This is a genomic window from Pseudomonas sp. MWU349 (assembly GCF_017947325.1).
GTDB classification, from domain to species: domain Bacteria; phylum Pseudomonadota; class Gammaproteobacteria; order Pseudomonadales; family Pseudomonadaceae; genus Aquipseudomonas; species Aquipseudomonas protegens.
Genome location: NZ_JAFEVP010000002.1, coordinates 326,460 through 346,062, shown reverse-complemented (window position 1 = coordinate 346,062; position 19,603 = coordinate 326,460). Strand labels below are relative to the sequence as shown.

20 protein-coding genes are annotated in these 19,603 nt (G+C 63.2%); 8 read left to right on the top strand and 12 right to left on the bottom strand.

Annotated elements, in window-relative coordinates:
• Positions 1 to 184: 184 nt before the first annotated feature.
• The 4 genes from KCG88_RS08755 to arsC all read right to left on the bottom strand — a co-directional run bounded on the left by KCG88_RS08755 (position 185) and on the right by arsC (position 2,330).
• On the bottom strand, positions 185 to 856 hold the full coding sequence (locus tag KCG88_RS08755; protein WP_210712238.1) for a DNA-3-methyladenine glycosylase I: 672 nt from the start codon (positions 854 to 856) through the stop codon (positions 185 to 187).
• Positions 857 to 959: 103 nt separating this feature from the next.
• Entirely contained in the window at positions 960 to 1,382 is a 423-nt protein-coding gene (locus KCG88_RS08750; RefSeq protein WP_210712237.1) for a DUF2069 domain-containing protein, read from the bottom strand.
• On the bottom strand, positions 1,375 to 1,980 hold the full coding sequence (gene wrbA / locus KCG88_RS08745; protein ID WP_047288480.1) for an NAD(P)H:quinone oxidoreductase: 606 nt from the start codon (positions 1,978 to 1,980) through the stop codon (positions 1,375 to 1,377). Before wrbA ends, KCG88_RS08750 begins: the two co-directional genes overlap by 8 nt.
• A complete protein-coding gene (arsC, locus tag KCG88_RS08740; RefSeq protein ID WP_047288478.1) occupies positions 1,977 to 2,330 on the bottom strand; it encodes an arsenate reductase (glutaredoxin) in 354 nt (117 codons plus the stop codon). The genes wrbA and arsC overlap by 4 nt, the downstream gene beginning before the upstream one ends.
• 139 nt (positions 2,331 to 2,469) lie before the next feature.
• On the opposite strand from arsC, the gene KCG88_RS08735 reads away from it, so the two are divergent.
• Positions 2,470 to 2,934 (top strand): TlpA disulfide reductase family protein, encoded by a 465-nt coding sequence (locus KCG88_RS08735; protein ID WP_047288476.1) that lies wholly within the window; start codon positions 2,470 to 2,472, stop codon positions 2,932 to 2,934.
• 130 nt (positions 2,935 to 3,064) lie between these two features.
• On the opposite strand, the gene KCG88_RS08730 is transcribed toward KCG88_RS08735, so the two are convergent.
• The 4 genes from KCG88_RS08730 to KCG88_RS08715 form a co-directional block, all read right to left on the bottom strand.
• Complete coding sequence (locus KCG88_RS08730) at positions 3,065 to 3,469, bottom strand: META domain-containing protein (RefSeq protein WP_011062717.1); 405 nt, start codon at positions 3,467 to 3,469, stop codon at positions 3,065 to 3,067.
• Positions 3,466 to 3,903: a hypothetical protein gene (locus KCG88_RS08725; RefSeq protein ID WP_011062716.1), complete on the bottom strand. Its 438-nt coding sequence runs from the start codon at positions 3,901 to 3,903 to the stop codon at positions 3,466 to 3,468. Before KCG88_RS08725 ends, KCG88_RS08730 begins: the two co-directional genes overlap by 4 nt.
• A 90-nt stretch (positions 3,904 to 3,993) precedes the next feature.
• A complete protein-coding gene (locus KCG88_RS08720) occupies positions 3,994 to 4,983 on the bottom strand; it encodes a 2-hydroxyacid dehydrogenase (protein WP_210712236.1) in 990 nt (329 codons plus the stop codon).
• 63 nt (positions 4,984 to 5,046) lie between these two features.
• A complete protein-coding gene (locus KCG88_RS08715; RefSeq protein WP_047288473.1) occupies positions 5,047 to 7,800 on the bottom strand; it encodes a response regulator in 2,754 nt (917 codons plus the stop codon).
• A gap of 219 nt (positions 7,801 to 8,019) precedes the next feature.
• Here KCG88_RS08715 and KCG88_RS08710 point away from each other — a divergent pair, with 219 nt between their 5' ends.
• The 7 genes from KCG88_RS08710 to KCG88_RS08680 all read left to right on the top strand — a co-directional run bounded on the left by KCG88_RS08710 (position 8,020) and on the right by KCG88_RS08680 (position 16,246).
• Positions 8,020 to 8,742 (top strand): response regulator transcription factor, encoded by a 723-nt coding sequence (locus tag KCG88_RS08710; protein WP_047288471.1) that lies wholly within the window; start codon positions 8,020 to 8,022, stop codon positions 8,740 to 8,742.
• Positions 8,729 to 10,084: a sensor histidine kinase gene (locus KCG88_RS08705; protein ID WP_047288469.1), complete on the top strand. Its 1,356-nt coding sequence runs from the start codon at positions 8,729 to 8,731 to the stop codon at positions 10,082 to 10,084. The genes KCG88_RS08710 and KCG88_RS08705 overlap by 14 nt, the downstream gene beginning before the upstream one ends.
• 117 nt (positions 10,085 to 10,201) lie before the next feature.
• Positions 10,202 to 11,104, top strand: a complete 903-nt coding sequence (gene cysM, locus KCG88_RS08700) for a cysteine synthase CysM (protein ID WP_047337548.1) — start codon at positions 10,202 to 10,204, stop codon at positions 11,102 to 11,104.
• Positions 11,104 to 12,456, top strand: a complete 1,353-nt coding sequence (gene rlmD, locus KCG88_RS08695; protein ID WP_210712235.1) for a 23S rRNA (uracil(1939)-C(5))-methyltransferase RlmD — start codon at positions 11,104 to 11,106, stop codon at positions 12,454 to 12,456. The genes cysM and rlmD overlap by 1 nt, the downstream gene beginning before the upstream one ends.
• Positions 12,457 to 12,578: 122 nt before the next feature.
• Positions 12,579 to 14,822 carry a GTP diphosphokinase gene (gene relA, locus KCG88_RS08690; protein WP_011062709.1) on the top strand — a complete coding sequence of 748 codons (2,244 nt, stop codon included), beginning with the start codon at positions 12,579 to 12,581 and terminating at the stop codon, positions 14,820 to 14,822.
• 24 nt (positions 14,823 to 14,846) lie between these two features.
• Positions 14,847 to 15,680, top strand: a complete 834-nt coding sequence (gene mazG / locus KCG88_RS08685; RefSeq protein WP_210712234.1) for a nucleoside triphosphate pyrophosphohydrolase — start codon at positions 14,847 to 14,849, stop codon at positions 15,678 to 15,680.
• 26 nt (positions 15,681 to 15,706) lie between these two features.
• Positions 15,707 to 16,246 carry a DUF2058 domain-containing protein gene (locus tag KCG88_RS08680; RefSeq protein ID WP_011062707.1) on the top strand — a complete coding sequence of 180 codons (540 nt, stop codon included), beginning with the start codon at positions 15,707 to 15,709 and terminating at the stop codon, positions 16,244 to 16,246.
• 101 nt (positions 16,247 to 16,347) lie between these two features.
• Here KCG88_RS08680 and KCG88_RS08675 read toward each other — a convergent pair whose 3' ends face one another.
• The 4 genes from KCG88_RS08675 to purM form a co-directional block, all read right to left on the bottom strand.
• On the bottom strand, positions 16,348 to 16,536 hold the full coding sequence (locus KCG88_RS08675; protein WP_011062706.1) for a hypothetical protein: 189 nt from the start codon (positions 16,534 to 16,536) through the stop codon (positions 16,348 to 16,350).
• Positions 16,537 to 16,821: 285 nt separating this feature from the next.
• On the bottom strand, positions 16,822 to 17,535 hold the full coding sequence (locus tag KCG88_RS08670) for a DUF3108 domain-containing protein (RefSeq protein ID WP_011062705.1): 714 nt from the start codon (positions 17,533 to 17,535) through the stop codon (positions 16,822 to 16,824).
• An 8-nt stretch (positions 17,536 to 17,543) separates the two neighbouring features.
• Positions 17,544 to 18,194, bottom strand: coding sequence for a phosphoribosylglycinamide formyltransferase (purN, locus tag KCG88_RS08665; protein WP_047289020.1), 651 nt, complete (start codon positions 18,192 to 18,194; stop codon positions 17,544 to 17,546).
• Positions 18,195 to 18,205: 11 nt separating this feature from the next.
• The gene (gene purM / locus KCG88_RS08660) at positions 18,206 to 19,264 is read right to left on the bottom strand and encodes a phosphoribosylformylglycinamidine cyclo-ligase (RefSeq protein ID WP_210712233.1); all 1,059 of its coding nucleotides are present in this window, start codon (positions 19,262 to 19,264) and stop codon (positions 18,206 to 18,208) included.
• Positions 19,265 to 19,603: the final 339 nt, after the last annotated feature.

Genomic DNA, 19,603 nt, shown 5'->3' with positions numbered 1-19,603 from the left:
CCGGAGTTTCGTTTTTATCGTTGAGGCAAGTGCAAGGAGAACTTTAGCCGATAAAAAACAGCGGATGAAAAATCCTCGCGTTTAGTTCAGCTTATTGTCAGCTTGGGCTGGAGGGCGGGCATGAGAAAGGAGGGTTTCCTGCCCATTGTTTCGGGCAGGAAGTGATGCGGGTGAGGGGCTCTGCTCAGTGATTGACGGTGTAGGCCAGCATTGCCGACAGCTGGCACAGAGGCCTGCCGCTCTCGTACTGCCATTGGTTGAACACTTCTTGCACCAGGGCCTGGTCGCGTTTGCTGCTGGGCACCTTGTCGATGATGTTCTGGGCATTGAGGGCCGCGACCACGTCCCAGGTGGGGATAAAGGTGTCCTTGCCGACCATGCGCAGGAAGCGCGGGGCAGAGAGCCCGCCCATCTGGTTGCCATGTTTGGCCAGGTACTGCCAGAGCCCGGTGATGTCCTGCACCGGCCAGTCGGCGATGAAGGCGCCAAAGCTGCCGTGCTGCTTTTCCACATCGAGGATCATCTGCGCGTTGCGCGGCACACTCTTGAGCTTGCCCAGGTGGCGGATAATCCGCGTGTCCTGCATCAGCCGCTCCAGGTGCTCGGCACCCATCAGCACCACCTTGTGTGGATCGAAGCCGAAAAACACCTGCTCGAACGCCGGCCATTTGGCGTCCACCAGGCTGTGTTTGAGCCCGGCACGGAAAACCCGCAGGGCCAGGGTCGAGAGGTAGCGGTCGGCGCTCAAGGCGCGCAGGTAGTCGTCGCTGGCCGGGGTGGGCAACTGGGCTTCCAGGGCCGCCGCGGAACCGAAGCGGTTGAGACAGTATTCATTCAGCCATTTGTAATCGTGCATGCCTGCTCCGGAACGGTCAGGAGGGTCGGAAAGTCTGTTGACCAAGGTTGGGGCCTTTGGCGGCATTACAAGTTCCCCGGGGCCCGGGGAACCTGGGGCGAACTCAGGCCGGGCTGGCGCCTTCACCCGCGAGCCGGCGATTGAGCTGGAAGCGCCAGCGCACGTAAAGCAGCGCCGACGTGAACACGGCCAGGCTGGCGAACATCTCCAGCAGGCCGAACAGTTGGCGGTTTGGGTCGTAGGCCGCCAGGGCGCCCTTGATGAAGTACAGGTTGACCACGAAGCACATCCACGAATGGCCACGGGCACTGCCGCTGAGCATGCCGGGGGCCATCAGCAGCAGGGGCACCAGCTCGATCAGCAGGATGACCCAGGGGCGGGCACCGTGCAGATCGGCCACCAACAGGTAATACCCGCAAAGCAGACCCACCAGGCCGAAGAAGCAGAGCAGGCTGAGGATTCGCATCAGGCGGACCCGGGGCTCCAGCCATTCCACCGGGGGCAGGATCTTCGGCTTCTTAGCCACGGCCGTTCTCCAGTCGCAGGGCGGTTTTCGCCAGGCGCAGGCCCAGGGCCCGGCACAGTGCAATCTCGTGTTCATCCAGTGGGCTCTTGCCATCTGCTCCGGCATGGTGACTGGCGCCATACGGGGTGCCGCCACCGCGGGTTTCCAGCAGAGCCGACTCGCTGTAGGGCAGGCCGGTGATCAGCATGCCGTGATGCAGCAACGGCAGCATCATCGATAGCAGAGTGGCTTCCTGGCCGCCATGCAGGCTGGCAGTCGAGGTGAACACGCCGGCAGGCTTGCCCACCAGGGCACCGGTCAGCCAGAGGTTGCTGGTACCGTCGAGAAAATACTTCAGCGGCGCTGCCATGTTGCCGAAGCGGGTAGGGCTGCCCAGGGCCAGGCCTGAGCAGTGCTTCAGATCGTCGAGGCTGGCGTACAGGGCGCCGCTGTCGGGGATGTCCGGGGTGACTGCCTCGCATTGCGCGGAGATCGCCGGGACAGTGCGCAGGCGAGCCTCCAGGCCGGCCTGCTCGATGCCGCGGGCGATCTGCCGGGCCATCTCGTTGGTCGAGCCGTTGCGGCTGTAGTACAGGACCAGGATATAGGGCGCGCTCAAGGCAGGATCTCCAGCACATTCTCCGGCGGCCGGCCAATGATGGCCTTTTCGCCAGCTTGGAGAATCGGCCGCTCCATGAGTTTCGGGTGCTGGGCAATGGCGGCGATCAGTTGCTCTTCGCTGAGGCTCGGGTCGGCCAGGTTGAGGGTCTTGTACTCGTCCTCGCCGGTGCGCAATAGCTGGCGCGCGCTGAGGCCGAGCTTGGCCAGAAGGCTGCGCAACTGGGCGGCATCCAGTGGGGTTTCCAGGTAGCGGACCACGGTCGGGGCCAGGCCGCGTTGTTCCAGAAGTTCCAGCGCACCGCGGGATTTCGAGCAGCGCGGGTTGTGATAAAGCGTCAGATCGGTCATGTGCGGGTCGCATCTTGCGTAAGGTGGCGGCTATTCTACCTGCGCGACGGGCACTCCTGAACCTTGGGAGTCGTTAGGTCGCAGCGACCCTGGGGCCGCAGTTATTTTTCAAGACATCTTTCAAGACAGGAAACAGCGCATGGCAAGGCAATTGGCGGCGGCATTGGCGATCATCACAACCCTGCTGCTGGGCGGCTGTGGCAATGACTACGGGGTCGACCAGTATGGCCAGAAAGTCGCCGCCGAGCGTATCGACAAGCAGTGGCTGGTGCTCAACTACTGGGCCGAGTGGTGCGGGCCTTGCCGCACCGAGATCCCGGAACTCAATGCCCTGAACGAGCAGCTCAAGGGGCAGTCGGCATCGGTGATGGGGGTCAACTTCGACAATGTGCAGGGGCAAGAGCTGAAGAGTGCCAGCGAGAAGCTGGGGATCAAGTTCACCGTGCTGGCGCAGAACCCTGCGGAGCTCTTCGATCTGCCACGCAGCGAGGCGCTGCCGGTGACCTACATCATCGACGACAAGGGCAAGGTTCGTGAGCAGATGATGGGCGAGCAGACCGCCGCGGGCGTACTGGCGAAACTGCAGGCCTTGCGCGGGCATTGATGGATCGAGGATTTGTCGCCGCTGCCGCAGGCTGCGAACGTCCCGAAGGGACGCAGGGGCCTGAAACTCGCTGGAGATTCCAGGTGCCCTATATCGCAGCTTCGCGGGCTCGGCGGCGGCTACAGCCCTATCAGCCTTCTTCCAGCCACCAGCGCAACGGCTTGCCCTCGGCAGGCCAGAAACGTACCTGTTCGATCGGCGAGATGTCCCAGCGCTCCACGGTTTCCAGAGCCTGAAGGAAGCGCCGCTCCTGCTCCATCAACGCCGGCGCACAGAGTTTGCGGGTACTGCCGACCTTGCCGAAGCTGAGTTTTTCGCCGTCCAGGGTGTAGGGCGCGAACCAGTGGTTGCAGCCGCCATTGCCATAGGCCCGACCGTCTTCGCCGAGGGTGATGGTCAGGTGGCTGTAATCGATCAGCGGACGCTCGCCAATCCATTCCAGGACGTAACTGCGGTCCTGCTGCAGTTTCAGCGGTTCGGCGGCGCAGCCCAGCAGGCCGGCCCCCAGCGCCGCAGCCAGCATCAGGCGTTTCATTGGCCGGCCTGCTGGCATTTCGGGCAGCGGTGATGCTCACCCTCGCTACGCCAGCCGAGCTCGGCAATGCGCGCGCTGGCGGCAGGCTTCTGGGCCTTGCTGCCCAGCTTGGCATCCACTGCGAACTCGAAGTCCAGGGTGGCGTCGCAGCTGTCGCAATTGACCTGCCACTGGTGGATCGCCAGTTCGCCGAATACCGGGCCACGCGCCACGGCGACCCACTGGCCGACCGGATTGATCAAGTGGCGTACGGTGTCCACGGTCAGGCGCATGGAGAGGTCCTTGCTGCCCTTGAGGGTGACCAGAAGCACGTCGTCGGTACGGATCGAGCCACCGTTGCCGGTGACTTGATAGCGGCCGGGCACCAGGGCTCGGCATTCGATCAGGGTGTGTTGCGGGTTCATCAGGTTGTAGCGGAAATCGTGTTCGACCATGGGTCCTCCAAATCTGCCGCGTATGCTAGCACGGGCCCCTGCGGCGCAGGTTGCGGCCAGGTGACCTTCGATCAGCCCGTGGCGCGGATTTCAGCCGGGGACGCGGTTCTGCGGCTGGCCAGCTGCCCAGCTGGCGATGTTGTGCAGGGTGGTCTCGGCGATGGCCGCCAGGGCTTCGCGGGTCAGGAACGCCTGGTGCGCAGTGACTATCACGTTGGGAAAGGTCAGCAGCCTCGCCAGCACGTCATCCTGCAGGGGGAGATCGGAGCGGTCCTCGAAGAACAGTTGCGCCTCTTCTTCATAGACATCCAGCCCCAGGTAGCCCAGTTGGCCACTCTTGAGCGCCTCGATCAGCGCCGGGGTGTCCACCAGGCCGCCGCGCCCGGTGTTGATCAGCATTGCTCCCGGTTGCATGTGGGCCAGGCTCTGCTGGTTGATCAGGTAACGGCTGGCCTCGGTCAGCGGACAGTGCAGGCTGATGATCTGAGATTGGGCCAGCAGCTCGGGCAGGTCCAGGTAACGGGCACCGAGGGCTTCTACGGCGGGATTGGGGAAGGGATCGTACGCCAGCAGTTGGCAGCCGAAGCCGGCCATGATCCGGGCGAAGGTGGCGCCGATCTGGCCGGTGCCGACAATGCCCACGGTCTTGCCCACCAGGTCGAAGCCGGTCAGGCCGTGCAGGGTGAAGTCGCCTTCGCGGGTCCGGTTGTAGGCCCGGTGCAGGCGGCGGTTGAGCGCCAGGATCAGGGCCACGGCATGTTCGGCGACCGCATGGGGGGAATAGGCCGGGACCCGCACCACATCCAGCCCCAGGCGCTGGGCCGCGGGCAGGTCGACGTGGTTGTAGCCGGCCGAGCGCAGAGCGATCAGGCGAGTGCCACCGGCAGCCAGTTGTTCCAGTACCGGGGCACTGAGGTCGTCGTTGATAAAGGCACAGACCACTTCATGGCGTTCAGCCAGGGCGGCGGTATCCAGGCTCAGGCGTGCGGCCTGGAATTGCAGTTCGATGCCTGCTGGCAGTTGAGCGTCGAGAAAACTCTCGCGGTCGTAGTTCTGGCTGCTGAAAAGAATCGTACGCATGGCTGCATCTTTGTTCGGGGCGCCCAGCATGGGGGCTGGGCGCCGGACAGGTCTTGCCCTGGGTCAGGCGTTGGTCCGCGCTTCGGCAGCCAGGCGGCCGATGGCGTGGTCCAGTTCATCCAGGGCGGCAAAGGCTTTGGCATCTTCCTGCTTGAGCAGGGTCTCGCTGCGCTGGCAGGCGGCGCGCAATTGCGGCACGCCGCAGTAGCGGGTGGCGCCGTGCAGGCGGTGGACCCGTTCGATCAGGGCGTTCTGGTCGTTGGCGGCCCGCGCTGCCTTGATGGCTTCGCGGTCGGCTTCCAGAGAAGCCAGCAACATGGCCAGCATGTCCGCCGCGAGATCGGCCTTGCCGGCGGCCAGGCGCAGGCCTTCATCCTGATCCAGTACCTGCAGTTCCAGCCCCAGTTCCGGGCGCTCGCTGGCCCGTTCCGGGCCCTGGTTGCGCAGGGCCAGGCCGGTCCATTTCAGCACCACTTGGGCCAGTTGGCGTTCACTGATGGGTTTGGTCAGGTAGTCGTCCATGCCGCTTTGCAGCAGGGCGCGTTTCTCGTTGGCCATGGCATGGGCGGTAAGGGCGACGATGGGCAGCGGCGTACCGTGTCGCTCGCTTTCCCACTGGCGGATCGCCTCGGTACTCTGCCTGCCATCCATGCCGGGCATCTGCACGTCCATCATTACCAGGTCGAAGGGTTCGGTCTGGATCGCGTTCAGCGCGGCGTAGCCGTTGTCCACCGCCAGCACCTTGGCGCCCATGTCCTCCAGTAAGGTTTGGATCAGCAGCAGGTTGGCCGGGTTGTCATCGACACACAGCACTCGCGGCGCGCGGCTGGAAAGGGTCTCTTCCGGTTCGCTGCGAGCTCGGCGCGGGGTCACCAGGTCGGACAGGGCACGGCGCAGCTTGCGGGTGCACGCGGGCTTGGCCTGCAACTGGCTGTGAGGGTTGGGCACCGACAGATGGAACAGTGTCTGTTCGGTGGTCGGGCACAGTACCAGGACCTTGCAGCCCAGGTGTTCGAGGTCCCAGATATGCTGGCTCAGGCGTTCCGGTGACATGTCGTTGGTGGTGATGCCCAACACCGCCAGGTCGATGGCCTGCTCGCTCTGGTGTACGCCGGTAATGCCGTTGGTCAGGGCTTCCAGGGTATTGAACGGGGTCACCTCCAGGCCGCAGTCCTCCAACTGGTGCTGCAAGGCCTGGCGCGCCAGCTCGTGGTTTTCCAGTACCGCCACGCGCCGCCCCAGCAGCGGTGGGCCGGGCAGGTCCTCGGCGTCGTCGCGGGTTTTCGGCAGGTTGAGGCTGATCCAGAACTCCGAACCTTCGCCCGGGGTGCTGTCGACACCGATCTCGCCGCCCATCTGTTCGATCAGGCGCTTGGAAATCACCAGCCCAAGCCCCGTGCCGCCGGGTTGTCGCGACAGTGAGTTGTCAGCCTGGCTGAAGGCCTGGAACAGGGCGCGCACATCCTGGTTCGACAGGCCGATACCGGTGTCCTGGATGCTGATGCGCAGTTGCACGCTGTCTTCGTGTTCTTCTTCCAGCATGGCCCGGGCGACGATGGTGCCTTCGCGGGTGAACTTGATGGCGTTGCTCACCAGGTTGGTAAGAATCTGCTTGAGCCGCAGCGGGTCGCCCACCAGCGACAGCGGCGTATCGCGATAGACCAGGCTCACCAGTTCCAGCTGCTTGGCGTGGGCGGCCGGGGCGAGAATGGTCAGGGTGTCTTGCAGCAAGTCCCGCAGGTTGAACGGGATGCTATCGAGCACCAGTTTGCCGGCTTCGATTTTCGAGAAGTCGAGGATCTCGTTGATGATGCCCAACAGGCTGTCGGCGGATTTCTCGATGGTGCCCAGGTAGTCCAGCTGGCGTGGTGTCAGCTCGCTTTTCTGCAACAGGTGGGTGAAGCCGAGAATGCCGTTGAGCGGTGTACGGATTTCATGGCTCATGTTGGCCAGAAATTCCGACTTGATCCGGCTGGCCTCCAGGGCTTCCTTGCGCGCCAGGTCCAGCTCGATGTTCTGGATCTCGATGGTTTCCAGGTTTTGGCGCACGTCTTCGGTGGCCTGGTCGATGCTGTGCTGCAGTTCTTCCTGGGCATTCTGCAGAGTACTGGCCATGCGGTTGATGCCCGAGGCCAGCTCATCCAGTTCCTGGCTGCCCAGGGGTGGCAGGCGGGTTTCCAGGTTGCCGTCCTTGAGCTGCGCCACGGCCTGCTTGATCTGGGTCAGCGGGTTGTTGATGGTGCGGCCCATGCGCACTGCCAGTAGGGCGGTGCCGGCCAGTCCGGCGGCAATCAACAGAAGGCTGGCGAACAGGCTGCGGTAGCCGCGCAGCAGCATGCCACTGTGGGACAGCTCCAGTTCCACCCAGCCCAGCAGGCGGTCGGACTCATCGGGAATCAGGTCGCCGGCCAGGTTGCGGTGCCGGCCGAAGACCGGCAGTTGATAGCGGGTCGCGTCGCTGCCGGAGCGTTGCATCATGTGGCTGCTGTTACCCGCGGGAGGCGGGTTGAGCATGCTGGGGCCGGCGTGGGCCAGCAGGCTGCGATCCGGGGCAAGGAGCGATACGGCGCGCACGTCTTGCTGTTCCAAGGCCTGGGTGGCAATGCGCTCGAGCATCTGGGTGTTGTGGTTGCCCATGGCCGGGGCCACCAGGGAGGCCAGTTGTTCCGCGATCATCTCGCCGCGCTGCAGGAGCTGGGTCTGCAGGTCCGAGAGCTGCATCCAGGTGAAGTAGCCGCCCAGCACCAACGCCATCAGGCTGGTTGGCAACAAGGTCAGCAACAGTACGCGGCCTTTGATTCCCAGTTTCTTGAGCACGCAACTCTCCTGCTTCCACGCTGTTTTGAAAGGTCTACGGGCACGTCCGTGATGCGCCACCTGCGCAGTGTAACGATTTGCCGGGGGCTGATCTTGGCAAATTGCGCCAGGGCGGCCGTCGCCTGAAATGCCTGAAACCGGGCTGCGACCAAGGCACTGGTTGCCGCGATCCGGGCAATCTTGAATAATCGCTCAACTGAGAATCACTTGCAGAAGTCAATGACTCCCGTATCTGTTGAGCCGCCACGTATTCTGACCATTGAAGATGACCCGGTGCTGGGTGCCTATGTGCGCGAGCAACTGGAGCGCTGTGGCTTTGTCGTGACCTGGTGCCAGAACGGCCAGGAGGGGCTGGGCATTGCTCGGCGCCGACCTTTCGATGTGGTGCTGCTGGATATCCTGTTGCCCGGAATGGATGGCCTGGAAGTGCTCACGCACTTTCGCCAGAGCCATTCCACGCCGGTGCTGCTGATGTCCGCCCTGGGGGCGGAAGCCGACCGAATCAGCGGTTTCCGCCTGGGGGCCGACGATTACCTGCCCAAGCCATTCAGCATGGCCGAGCTGCGTGTGCGCATCGAGGCCATCCTGCGCCGGGTCGCCCTGGACCGGCGACCGACGCCGCCGGTCCCCGTCAACCTGGCCCAGAGCCTGCGCTTCGACGATGAGCGCAGCGACGTGTTCTTTGCCGAGCAATGGGCCGGCCTGACCCGCAGTGAATATCGCCTGCTGGATACCCTGTACCGCAATGGCGACGAGGTGTTGAGCAAGGCCTTCCTTTATCAGCATGTACTGCAACGCGGTTATGCGGCCCACGACCGCAGCCTGGACATGCATGTCAGCCAGATCCGCCGCAAGCTCAAGGCGCTGGGCTACAGCGAGCGTGAGCTGCGAACCGTGTGGGGCAAGGGTTATGTGCTGAGCGCCTTAGATGAACTGGCCTGATCTGCCGGGGCGGCATTCGCTGTTCTGGAAGCTGGCGTGCCTCTTGGTAGCTTTCTGCCTGTTGATGATCTGGCTGAGCTGGTCCTGGGGGCGTTATGTGGAGCAGAAGAACCTCTACCTCTCCGATGAGGCCAGAGCCACCTTGGGCAGCTACGCCCGCGAGGCCGAGCAGGCCTGGAAGGGTGGCCAGAGTGCCGGTGTCGATGCCTGGATCCAGCAGATCGCCAGCCGCGAGAAAACCTGGATCGGCGTGATTGGCAGTGACCTGCAATCCCTGAGCAGCTACCCGTTGACGCCGGCGGAGGCCCAGCGCCTGACGTTCCTGCGCGGCGCCGACTGGCCGGTGAGCCGACATGCCCGGGGCCTGCCGTGGTTGAAAGTACCCTTTCCCGAGGACCCGTCCCTGGGCAGCCTGGTGATCGAGTTGCCACAACGCTTCATGCCAGGGCGCTACCGGGTGTTCTGGCAGGTGATCACCAATGGGGTGATTCCGGGGCTGTTCACCTTGTTGCTGTGTGTCGGCCTGTATCGCTTGCTGGTGGTGCCGCTGAACCAGTTGCGCGAGCAGGCCAACGCCTGGCGGGCGGAGCAGTTGAACGTGCGGCTGTCCAGCGAAACCACCCAGCGGCGGGACGAGCTGGGCGAACTGGGACGGGCGTTCGATCAGATGTCCGAACGTCTGCAGAGTACCGTGGCGGTGCAGCAGCAGTTGTTGCGGGACCTGTCCCACGAGTTGCGCACCCCCCTGAGCCGCCTGCGCGTGGCCTGCGATGGCGAGCGTGATCTTGCCGCGTTGCGCGAACGCTTGGGGCGGGAGGTCGACGGCATGCAGCGCTTGGTGGAGGACAGCCTGCAACTGGCCTGGCTGGACACCGAACGGGCGCCACTGCCGCAAGAGCAGATCCAGGTCCAGGCGTTGTGGGAGATGCTCAGCGAGAATGCCTGCTTCGAGAGTGGCTGGTCCGCACAGCGGCTGCGTTGCGAGCTGGAGGCCGATTGCTGGGTTCGCGGGCACCTCAACACCCTGGCCCAGGCCCTGGAAAACATCCTGCGCAACGCTATTCGGCATTCACCGGCCGGAGCACGGGTGAGCCTCGGAGGCGAGCGCGACGGCAAGTACTGGCACCTGTGGCTGGATGACGAAGGGCCGGGGGTGGCTGAAGAGGATCTGGAAAGGATCTTCGCGCCCTTCACTCGTCTGGATGGTTCACGGCCGGGGGATGGCGGTTTCGGCCTGGGCCTGAGCATCGCCCGTAATGCCGTAGAGCGCCAGGGGGGGCAGCTGTGGGCGCAGAACCTGGCCCATGGCCTGCGCATCCATGTGCGCCTGCTGGCGGCCTGAGCCTTGCCTTGGGTTGCCTTATTCCAATAAGCCATAAGGCTCGCACTTTGCGTGATATGGCGCTCGGTCGTTTGCCGGTATGATAGGCGCCCCCGCAGTCTGGATTGCGAATACGCCATGACCTTGCAGTACCCAACCATCGCCGATTGCGTCGGCAACACCCCCCTGGTACGCCTGCAGCGCCTGCCCGGCGCCACGAGCAATACCCTGCTGCTAAAGCTCGAGGGCAACAACCCGGCGGGTTCGGTCAAGGACCGTCCGGCACTGTCGATGATCACCCGCGCCGAGTTGCGCGGGCAGATCCAGGCCGGCGATACCCTGATCGAAGCGACCTCGGGCAATACTGGCATCGCCCTGGCCATGGCTGCAGCGATCAAGGGCTACAAGATGATCCTGATCATGCCCGACAACTCCAGCGCCGAGCGCAAGGCGGCCATGACCGCCTACGGCGCCGAGCTGATTCTGGTCAGCCAGGAGCAGGGCATGGAAGGCGCCCGCGATCTGGCCGAGCGGATGCAGGCCGAAGGCCGTGGCAAGGTGCTCGACCAGTTCGCCAACGGCGACAACCCTGAGGCCCACTACAGCGGCACCGGCCCGGAAATCTGGCGCCAGACCCAGGGCAGCATTACCCACTTCATCAGCTCGATGGGCACCACCGGCACCATCATGGGTACCTCGCGTTACCTGAAGGAGCAGAACCCGGCGGTGCAGATCGTCGGTCTGCAGCCGATGGAAGGCTCGGCCATTCCCGGCATTCGCCGCTGGCCCGAGCAATACCTGCCGAAGATCTACCAGGCCAGTCGGGTCGACCGGATCGTCGACATGGCCCAGAGCGAGGCCGAAGACGTGACTCGGCGCCTGGCCCGTGAAGAAGGGATCTTCTGTGGCGTCTCTTCCGGCGGTGCGGTGGCAGCGATGCTGCGCCTGTCCCGGGAAGTGGAAAACGCGGTCATGGTCGCGATCATCTGCGACCGTGGCGATCGTTACCTGTCGACCGGCATTTTCGATGCGCCCAATTAATGGCTAAGCACGACAGAGGCCTGCGCTTCCAGCCAGCGGGCGGCAGCCGGGCGCCGCAGATTCCGGTGGGCAAGAAACAGCGCTTGAGCATCCAGCGCCTGGCCAATGACGGGCGCGGCATTGCCTTCCTTGATGGGCGCACCTGGTTCGTCAATGGCGCCCTGGCCGGTGAAGAGATCGAGGCGCGGGTACTGGGCAGCCACGGCAAAGTGGTGGAAGCCCGTACCGAGCGGATCTTCAGCGCCAGCGACCTGCGCCGTCCGGCAGCCTGTGCCCATGCCGGGCGTTGCGGCGGCTGTAGCGTCCAGCACTTGCCCCATGGCGAACAGCTTGCCCTGAAACAGCGCATGCTCGCCGAGCAGTTGTCCAAGGTCGCGGGCGTCGAGCCCGAAGCCTGGGCAGCCCCCCTGAGCGGTCCGGAATTCGCTTATCGGCGCCGGGCCCGGGTAGCGGTGCGCTGGGATGCCAAGGCCCGGCAGTTTGAAGTGGGCTTCCGTGCCGCCGGCAGCCAGGACATCGTCGCCATCGATGACTGTCCGGTGCTGGTACAGCCCTTGCAACCGATCATGAGCCGCCTGCCGGCGATGCTGCGGCGCTTGAGCAAGCCCCAGGCGCTGGGCCATGTCGAGTTGTTCAGTGGTTCGTCCCTGGCGGTGCTGTTGCGGCACATGGCACCGTTATCCGAGGCTGATCTGGGAATCCTCAAGGATTTCTGCGATTTCCATCAGGCGCAGCTGTGGTTGCAGGGTGAAGGTGAGCCGCAGCCGTTCGATCCTTCCCTGGCCCTGGGCTATCGCCTGGAGTCCTGGGACCTGCACCTGGCCTATCGGCCGGGGGATTTTGTCCAGGTCAATGCCGGGGTCAACGAAGCGATGGTGGCCCAGGCCCTGGAGTGGCTGGCGCCGCAAGCTGATGAGCGGGTGCTGGACCTGTTTTGCGGCCTGGGCAACTTTGCCTTGCCGTTGGCCCGACAGGTGCGGGAAGTGGTGGCAGTGGAGGGCGTGGCGACCATGGTGGCGCGCGCTGCGGAGAATGCCGCCAGCAACAATTTGCATAACACGCGCTTTTTTCAAGCCGATTTATCCCAACCTCTGAGCGCTGCCGAGTGGGCCGATGCAGGCTTTTCTGCGGTACTCTTGGACCCACCCCGCGACGGTGCTTTCGAGGTGGTCCGCCAGTTGGCGACCCTGGGTGCCAAGCGGTTGGTGTACGTGTCATGCAATCCGGCAACTTTGGCTCGTGACACGGTCGAACTGATCAAGCAGGGCTATAGATTAAAACGTGCCGGGATTCTCGATATGTTTCCTCAGACGGCGCATGTCGAGGCCATGGCGTTATTCGAAGCGAGCTAGGATGGCTTGTCTAATCCGACTGGTCTTTCGGGAGTGGCGCGCTGGCCCTGCGAGCCGCCCCCGAGCGTTGAAGGTCAGCGATTTGACGCATTGAATGTGCGTCGTAGGGAAGGTAAAGCAAGATGGTACAGGTGAGAGCGCACCAGCCGATCAACACCGACGGCAGTATCAATCTCGAGGCATGGCTCGATCATACGGTCAGCGTCGACATGGCACTGGACCGTGAAGCCTTGAAAGAAGCCTGCGAGTTCGCCCGCGAGGCGGAACTGCAGCACATAGCAACGAAGAATCTCAGCCCCGAGGACGTGTCGAGTTTCAGCACGGGCCTGGAGATCGCCGAGATCCTCGCCGATCTCAAGCTGGATCAGGACTCCCTGGTTGCCGCGGTGCTCTACCGGGGTGTTCGCGAGGGCCAGATCCAGTTGCCGGCGGTCAGCCAGCGGTTTGGTCCGGTGGTCACCAAGCTGATCGATGGCGTGCTGCGCATGGCGGCCATTACCGCCAGCCTCAGCCCCCGCCAGTCCCTGGTGCTGGGCACCCAGGCCCAGGTGGAAAACCTGCGCAAGATGCTGGTGGCCATGGTAGATGACGTGCGGGTCGCACTGATCAAGCTGGCCGAGCGTACCTGTGCGATTCGAGCGGTAAAAAGCGCCGACGAAGAAAAGCGCAACCGGGTTGCCCGGGAAGTCTTCGACATCTACGCACCCCTGGCTCACCGCCTGGGTATCGGGCATATCAAGTGGGAGCTGGAAGACCTGTCCTTCCGTTACCTGGAGCCCGAGCAGTACAAGCAGATCGCCAAGCTGCTGCATGAGCGGCGCCTGGATCGCGAGCGTTTCATCAGCGACGTGATGAACCAGCTGCAGAACGAACTGAAGGCCACCGGGGTCAACGCCGACATCAGTGGGCGGGCCAAGCACATCTATTCCATCTGGCGCAAAATGCAGCGCAAGGGCCTGGAATTCAGCCAGATCTACGACGTGCGCGCGGTGCGGGTGCTGGTGCCGGAAATGCGCGATTGCTACACCGCGCTGGGCATCGTGCATACCCTGTGGCGGCACATCCCCAAAGAGTTCGACGACTACATCGCCAACCCCAAGGAGAACGGCTACCGCTCGTTGCACACGGCGGTGATCGGCCCTGAGGGCAAGGTGCTGGAAGTGCAGATCCGTACCCACGCCATGCACGAAGAGGCGGAGCTGGGGGTTTGCGCGCACTGGAAGTACAAGGGCACCGACGTCAAGTCCGGCTCCAACCATTACGAAGAGAAAATCTCCTGGTTGCGCCAGGTGCTCGAATGGCACGAGGAACTGGGGGATATCGGCGGTCTGGCCGAACAGCTGCGGGTGGATATCGAACCGGACCGGGTGTACATCTTCACCCCCGACGGTCATGCCATCGACCTGCCCAAAGGCGCCACGCCGCTGGATTTCGCCTACCGGGTGCACACCGAGATCGGCCACAACTGCCGGGGCGCGAAGATCAACGGGCGTATCGTGCCGCTCAACTACAGCCTGCAGACCGGCGAGCAGGTGGAGATCATCACCAGCAAGCACGGTACGCCGAGCCGCGACTGGCTGAACCCGAACCTGGGCTACGTCACCACCTCCCGGGCACGGGCGAAGATCGTCCACTGGTTCAAGCTCCAGGCCCGCGATCAGAACGTCGCCGCTGGCAAGACCCTGCTGGAGCGCGAACTGAGCCGACTCGGCCTGCCACAGGTGGATTTCGACAAGTTGGCCGAGAAAGCCAACATGAAGATCGCCGAGGACATGTTCGCCGCCCTGGGCGCGGGCGACCTGCGCCTGGCGCAACTGGTCAACCTGGCCCAGCAACTGGTGGAGCCGGAGCGCGGCAACGAGCAACTGGAGTTGATTCCACGCAAGGCTGCCGGCTACAAGCCGGGCAAGCGTGGCGACATCCAGATCCAGGGCGTGGGCAACCTGATGACCCAGATGGCCGGCTGCTGCCAGCCATTGCCAGGGGATGCGATCGTCGGCTACATCACCCAGGGCCGCGGCGTGAGCATTCACCGCCAGGACTGCGCCTCGGTGCTGCAACTGGCCGGGCGCGAGCCGGAGCGGATCATCCAGGTCAGCTGGGGGCCGGTGCCGGTGCTGACCTATCCGGTGGATATCATCATCCGCGCCTACGACCGTTCCGGCCTGCTGCGTGATGTGTCCCAGGTGCTGCTCAACGAGCGGATCAACGTGCTGGCGGTCAACACCCGCTCGAACAAGGAGGACAACACCGCGTTGATGTCCCTGACTATCGAGATCCCGGGGCTGGACGCGTTGGGTCGCCTGTTGGGGCGCATTTCCCAGTTGCCTAACATCATCGAGACCCGGCGCAACCGGACCCCCTGATGCCTGTAAGAAATGGATGAACTGATGTACAGCCTTGAAGACCTGCTTCACCTCATGGCGCGTCTGCGCGACCCGCAGTACGGCTGCCCGTGGGACATCAAGCAGAACTACGCCAGCATCGTCCCCCATACCCTGGAAGAGGCCTATGAAGTGGCCGACGCCATCGAGCGCGGCGACTTCGACCACTTGCAGGGCGAGCTGGGGGACCTGCTGTTCCAGGTGGTGTACTACAGCCAGCTGGCCCGGGAGGAGGGGCGTTTCGAGTTCGACGCGGTGGTGGACGGCATCACGCGCAAGCTGATCCGCCGGCATCCCCATGTATTTCCCACCGGGGACCTGTATGCGCCGCTGGACATCCCGCGGCTCGATGAAGACCAGGTCAAGGAGCGCTGGGAGCAGATCAAGGCCGAGGAGCGCGCGGAGAAGTCCGAGGCTCCCCAGCAGTTGTCCCTGCTCGATGATGTGCCGGTGGCCTTGCCGGCCTTGTCCCGCGCCGCCAAGTTGCAAAAGCGTGCGGCCCAGGTCGGTTTCGACTGGCCCGAAGCCCTGCCGGTGGTGGACAAGGTTCGTGAAGAACTGGATGAAGTGCTGCAAGCCATGGCCGACAATGATGCGGCGGCGATCACCGATGAAATCGGCGACTTGCTGTTTGTCGTGGTCAACCTGGCCCGGCACCTCAAGGTCGACCCGGAAACCGCCCTGCGCGGTGCCAATGCCAAGTTCGACCGGCGCTTCCGATTTATCGAGCAGGCATTGCGCGATACTGCCCGTCCCATGGAAGATTGCACCCTCGAAGAGTTGGATGCCCTGTGGGGCGAAGCCAAACGTCAGGAAAAGAATTTGCCCAGCTGCGGCTGAGGCCGTTGCCTAAGTGAGTAAGCACCATGAGCCTTTCCCTTCGCGACCAGTTGCTCAAAGCAGGGCTGGTCAACCAAAAGCAGGCCAAGCAGGTCAGCAAAGACAAGCAGAAGCAGCAGCGCCTGGCCCACAAAGGCCAGATCGAACTCGATGACTCCCAGCAGCGTGCGGCCCAGGAAGCCATGGCCGAGAAGGTCAAGCGCGATCAGGAGCTCAACCGTCAGCAGCAAGAAAAGGCCGAGCAGAAAGCCCGCGCGGCGCAGGTCAAGCAACTGATCGAAGTGTCGCGGCTGCCCAAGCTGAACACCGAGGACTACTACAACTTCGTCGACGACAAGAAGGTCAAGCGCCTGTCGGTCAATACCCTGATGCGTAACAAGCTGAGCAGCGGCTCCCTGGCCATCGTCCACCATGGCGGCGGCTACGAGGTGATTCCGCGGGAAGCCGCGCTGAAGATCCAGGAGCGCGACCCGCGCCGTATCGTGCAGCTCAATACGCCTACCGAGGCGCCGGATGAAGATGATCCGTACGCGGCCTACCAGATCCCCGACGATCTGATGTGGTAAGCCTTGGATAACGACAAACCCCGCTCATGGCGGGGTTTGTCGTTTGTGGGGGAGGCCGTTGATCCGCGTGGAGATCCCGGCACTCCGGCACTGAGGTCGAGTCAGGAGCTCTGGGGCGCGCGGTTCTGCTCGAGTTTTTCCAATTCAGCCTTGTAGCTGTGGGCGTCGCTCTCGGAGTGGAACATGCCCACCAGCATGTCTTGTTGATGTACATCCCAGATCCGTACACCCGCGGCTACGCCTTCATGGGACATATGTGAATCGTCGCGTTCAGTTACTTTTACAGTCATCTGCTAGCTCCAATCTCTGTTGATCTGCAGCAAGGCGTGTGCAGGACTCCGTTATATATTTTGTTAGTTTGCTAAGTAAATTGCCTGGTGCTGCAACAAACCTTTGCAGAATCGAAGACAATCCTGCGGCCCGTGTAAACCGTGACATTTCGCCGCAGGGCGCACCGCTTCATGACAAAAGTTTCATCTTCGAGGGCTTGTGCCGGGGGCGTATTGCGCGGGCGAGGAGCCATATCCCGGGCAAAAAAAAGCCCCGCTTTCGCGAGGCTTCGAGACTGCTGCGGCTCAGCTGCCCTTGACCGTCTTGCCGTCAACGGTGCCGTTGAGGAGCATGATGTTGTACTCCTTGCCGTCGGTTTCCACCTGTTGCAGGCGCACCAGCAGGTAATCCCAGTCCTTGGCGAACCACATCACGGTGATGCGTTTGCTCTGTGTCGGGTCGCGAACGCGCTCGACCTTGATCGCATCGATCTGGCCAGCCTTGGTGTCAACCTTCTCCGAGCCCAGGACACGGAAGTCATAGGTGTCGACTTCACCACCATCGACCACTTGATAGCTCATGGTCTTCTTGCCGGCTGCCACATCGTGCTGCAGGGCCAGCTGGTAGGTGGACTTGTCCACCATGCCGGTGTTCAGCGGCAGCTTGACCGCATCACCACGGTCGGTGCCGGTGACCATCTTGGCTTTCCAGTCGAAATCCAGGTCGGCTTTCTTGGCTTTGCCCAGGCCACCACGCTCGAAGCGATAGGACTGGGGCACCAGGGTGTCCTTGTCCAGGGTCAGGGTGCTTTCCTCGCTCAGGCTGGCGATCATCATCGATGCCTTGAAGCTGAGTTTCCACGCACCATTGGCGGTTTTTTCCAGGCTGCGTTCAGCCGTGCCGCTCATGGGCAGTTGCTTCCAGTCGGCGGTGTAGCTGGCGGAGAACGGGTGAAGGTCTGCCGCCTGTACAGCCGGCAGGGCGAACAGAGCGCAAGCGAAGAGCAGGGCGCGACGCATAAAATCTCCTAGGTTCGAATCAAATAGCCGCTGGCGGCCAGTAATTGACCATCCAGTAAAGCACCCTGATCGCCGAGCGTCAGCCGACCTTCGGCAAACCAGCGTACGGCCATGGGGTAAATCCGGTGTTCCTGGACGTGTACTCGCTGCGCCAGGCTCTGCGGCGAGTCGTGCAACTCTACCGGGATCACAGCCTGTACGACCAGAGGGCCGCCATCGAGTTCCTCGGTGACGAAGTGCACGCTGCAGCCATGCTCAGTATCTCCGGCCTCCAGCGCCCGCTGATGAGTGTGTAACCCTTTGTATTTCGGGAGCAGCGAGGGGTGGATATTCAGCAGCCGGCCCTGGTAGTGGCGGACGAATCCGGCGCTGAGAATGCGCATGAATCCGGCCAGGACCACCAGTTTGGGTTGGAAGGCATCGATCAGTTCGATCAGCCCCTGATCGAAAGCCTCCCGGCCTTCGAAGGTGGTGTGATCGAGGAAGCGGGTAGCGATACCCGCTTCCTTGGCGCGCTGCAGGCCATAGGCGTCAGCGCGGTTGGAGATCACGGCGGCGATGCGCACCGGGCTGTCGCCGGTGTGCACGCTGTCGATCAAGGCTTGCAGGTTACTGCCGGTGCCGGATAACAGCACCACAACATCACAGGTCGGCGACATCCGCTCTTGCATCAGTGAGCCTTGAGGTTCTTCAGCTCGACCTGGGCCGCGCCTTCGGCTGCGGTGGCGATCTGGCCGATGACCCATGGCTGCTCGCCCGCTTCGCGCAGGACCTTCAGGGCGTTCTCGACCTGATCCTGGGCCACGCAGATGACCATGCCCACGCCGCAGTTCAGCACGCGGTGCATTTCGTGCTCGTCGACGTTGCCTTTTTCCTGCAGCCAGTCGAAGACCGCCGGGCGCTGCCAGCTCGCCACGTCGACCACGGCCTGGGCGCCTTTTGGCAGCACACGCGGGATGTTGTCCAGCAGGCCGCCACCGGTGATGTGGGCCATGGCCTTGACCGCGCCGGTGTCCTTGATCAGCTTCAGCAGTGGCTTGACGTAGATGCGGGTCGGCGCCATCAGCAGGTCGCTCAGTGGTTTGCCGTCCAGCTGGATGCTTTCGATGTCGGCACCGGAGACTTCGATGATCTTGCGGATCAGCGAGTAGCCGTTGGAGTGCGGGCCGGAGGAGGGCAGGGCCAGCAGGGCATCGCCGGCGGCAACTTTCGAGCCGTCGATGATCTCGGCCTTTTCCACCACGCCTACGCAGAAGCCGGCCAGGTCATAGTCTTCGCCTTCGTACATGCCGGGCATTTCAGCGGTTTCGCCGCCCACCAGGGAGCAGCCGGACAGCTCGCAGCCAGCGCCGATGCCGGTTACCACTTGGGCTGCGGTATCGACGTTGAGCTTGCCGGTGGCGTAGTAGTCGAGGAAGAACAGCGGTTCGGCGCCGCAGACCACCAGGTCGTTGACGCACATGGCCACCAGGTCGATGCCGATGCTGTCGTGCTTGTTCAGGTTCAGGGCCAGGCGCAGCTTGGTGCCGACGCCGTCAGTGCCGGAGACCAGCACCGGTTGCTTGTAGCCGGCCGGGATTTCGCAGAGGGCGCCGAAACCGCCCAGGCCGCCCATGACTTCCGGGCGCGCAGTGCGCTTGGCGACGCTCTTGATGCGTTCGACCAATGCTTCACCGGCGTCGATGTCTACACCGGCGTCTTTGTAGCTCAGGGAGGGTTGCTTGCTCATGATCCAGGCCTTTAGGGGGGATTCAGGGGTATCGACCGAACCAGTGAGACTGCCGGAAACACAGGAAAAGTGTTTCAGGGTGCCCAGCTGATGCCGGTCTGCGAAGGCGCGCGATTTTATCAGGCTTGAGGGGCAGCGGCCATCCTCGGGCCGACGGGGAGAGGCATATCCTGTTAAAAAAACCGCGATTGGTCGTGTTGGTGCTCCTGCCCATGCCTGTATAAGGTATAGCGCTCAAGTGGCTATCGTTATGGCAGCGCGAAAACTATCGGGCGCCGGGTGAATGTTTTGCCCAGGCTTGTGGTCACAGCCTTGCTCGCCGCGGTTCAAGTGCGCTGT

What these genes read in the sequence shown, in the direction of transcription:
- arsC (WP_047288478.1), bottom strand. Translation starts at nt 2,330, where the DNA reads ATGACCGATCTGACGCTTTATCACAACCCGCGCTGCTCGAAATCCCGC.
- cysM (WP_047337548.1), top strand. Translation starts at nt 10,202, where the DNA reads ATGACCTTGCAGTACCCAACCATCGCCGATTGCGTCGGCAACACCCCC.
- KCG88_RS08710 (WP_047288471.1), top strand. Translation starts at nt 8,020, where the DNA reads ATGACTCCCGTATCTGTTGAGCCGCCACGTATTCTGACCATTGAAGAT.
- mazG (WP_210712234.1), top strand. Translation starts at nt 14,847, where the DNA reads ATGTACAGCCTTGAAGACCTGCTTCACCTCATGGCGCGTCTGCGCGAC.
- KCG88_RS08720 (WP_210712236.1), bottom strand. Translation starts at nt 4,983, where the DNA reads ATGCGTACGATTCTTTTCAGCAGCCAGAACTACGACCGCGAGAGTTTT.
- KCG88_RS08755 (WP_210712238.1), bottom strand. Translation starts at nt 856, where the DNA reads ATGCACGATTACAAATGGCTGAATGAATACTGTCTCAACCGCTTCGGT.
- KCG88_RS08735 (WP_047288476.1), top strand. Translation starts at nt 2,470, where the DNA reads ATGGCAAGGCAATTGGCGGCGGCATTGGCGATCATCACAACCCTGCTG.
- KCG88_RS08730 (WP_011062717.1), bottom strand. Translation starts at nt 3,469, where the DNA reads ATGAAACGCCTGATGCTGGCTGCGGCGCTGGGGGCCGGCCTGCTGGGC.
- KCG88_RS08670 (WP_011062705.1), bottom strand. Translation starts at nt 17,535, where the DNA reads ATGCGTCGCGCCCTGCTCTTCGCTTGCGCTCTGTTCGCCCTGCCGGCT.
- KCG88_RS08705 (WP_047288469.1), top strand. Translation starts at nt 8,729, where the DNA reads ATGAACTGGCCTGATCTGCCGGGGCGGCATTCGCTGTTCTGGAAGCTG.
- relA (WP_011062709.1), top strand. Translation starts at nt 12,579, where the DNA reads ATGGTACAGGTGAGAGCGCACCAGCCGATCAACACCGACGGCAGTATC.
- KCG88_RS08675 (WP_011062706.1), bottom strand. Translation starts at nt 16,536, where the DNA reads ATGACTGTAAAAGTAACTGAACGCGACGATTCACATATGTCCCATGAA.
- rlmD (WP_210712235.1), top strand. Translation starts at nt 11,104, where the DNA reads ATGGCTAAGCACGACAGAGGCCTGCGCTTCCAGCCAGCGGGCGGCAGC.
- purM (WP_210712233.1), bottom strand. Translation starts at nt 19,264, where the DNA reads ATGAGCAAGCAACCCTCCCTGAGCTACAAAGACGCCGGTGTAGACATC.
- KCG88_RS08680 (WP_011062707.1), top strand. Translation starts at nt 15,707, where the DNA reads ATGAGCCTTTCCCTTCGCGACCAGTTGCTCAAAGCAGGGCTGGTCAAC.
- KCG88_RS08725 (WP_011062716.1), bottom strand. Translation starts at nt 3,903, where the DNA reads ATGGTCGAACACGATTTCCGCTACAACCTGATGAACCCGCAACACACC.
- purN (WP_047289020.1), bottom strand. Translation starts at nt 18,194, where the DNA reads ATGTCGCCGACCTGTGATGTTGTGGTGCTGTTATCCGGCACCGGCAGT.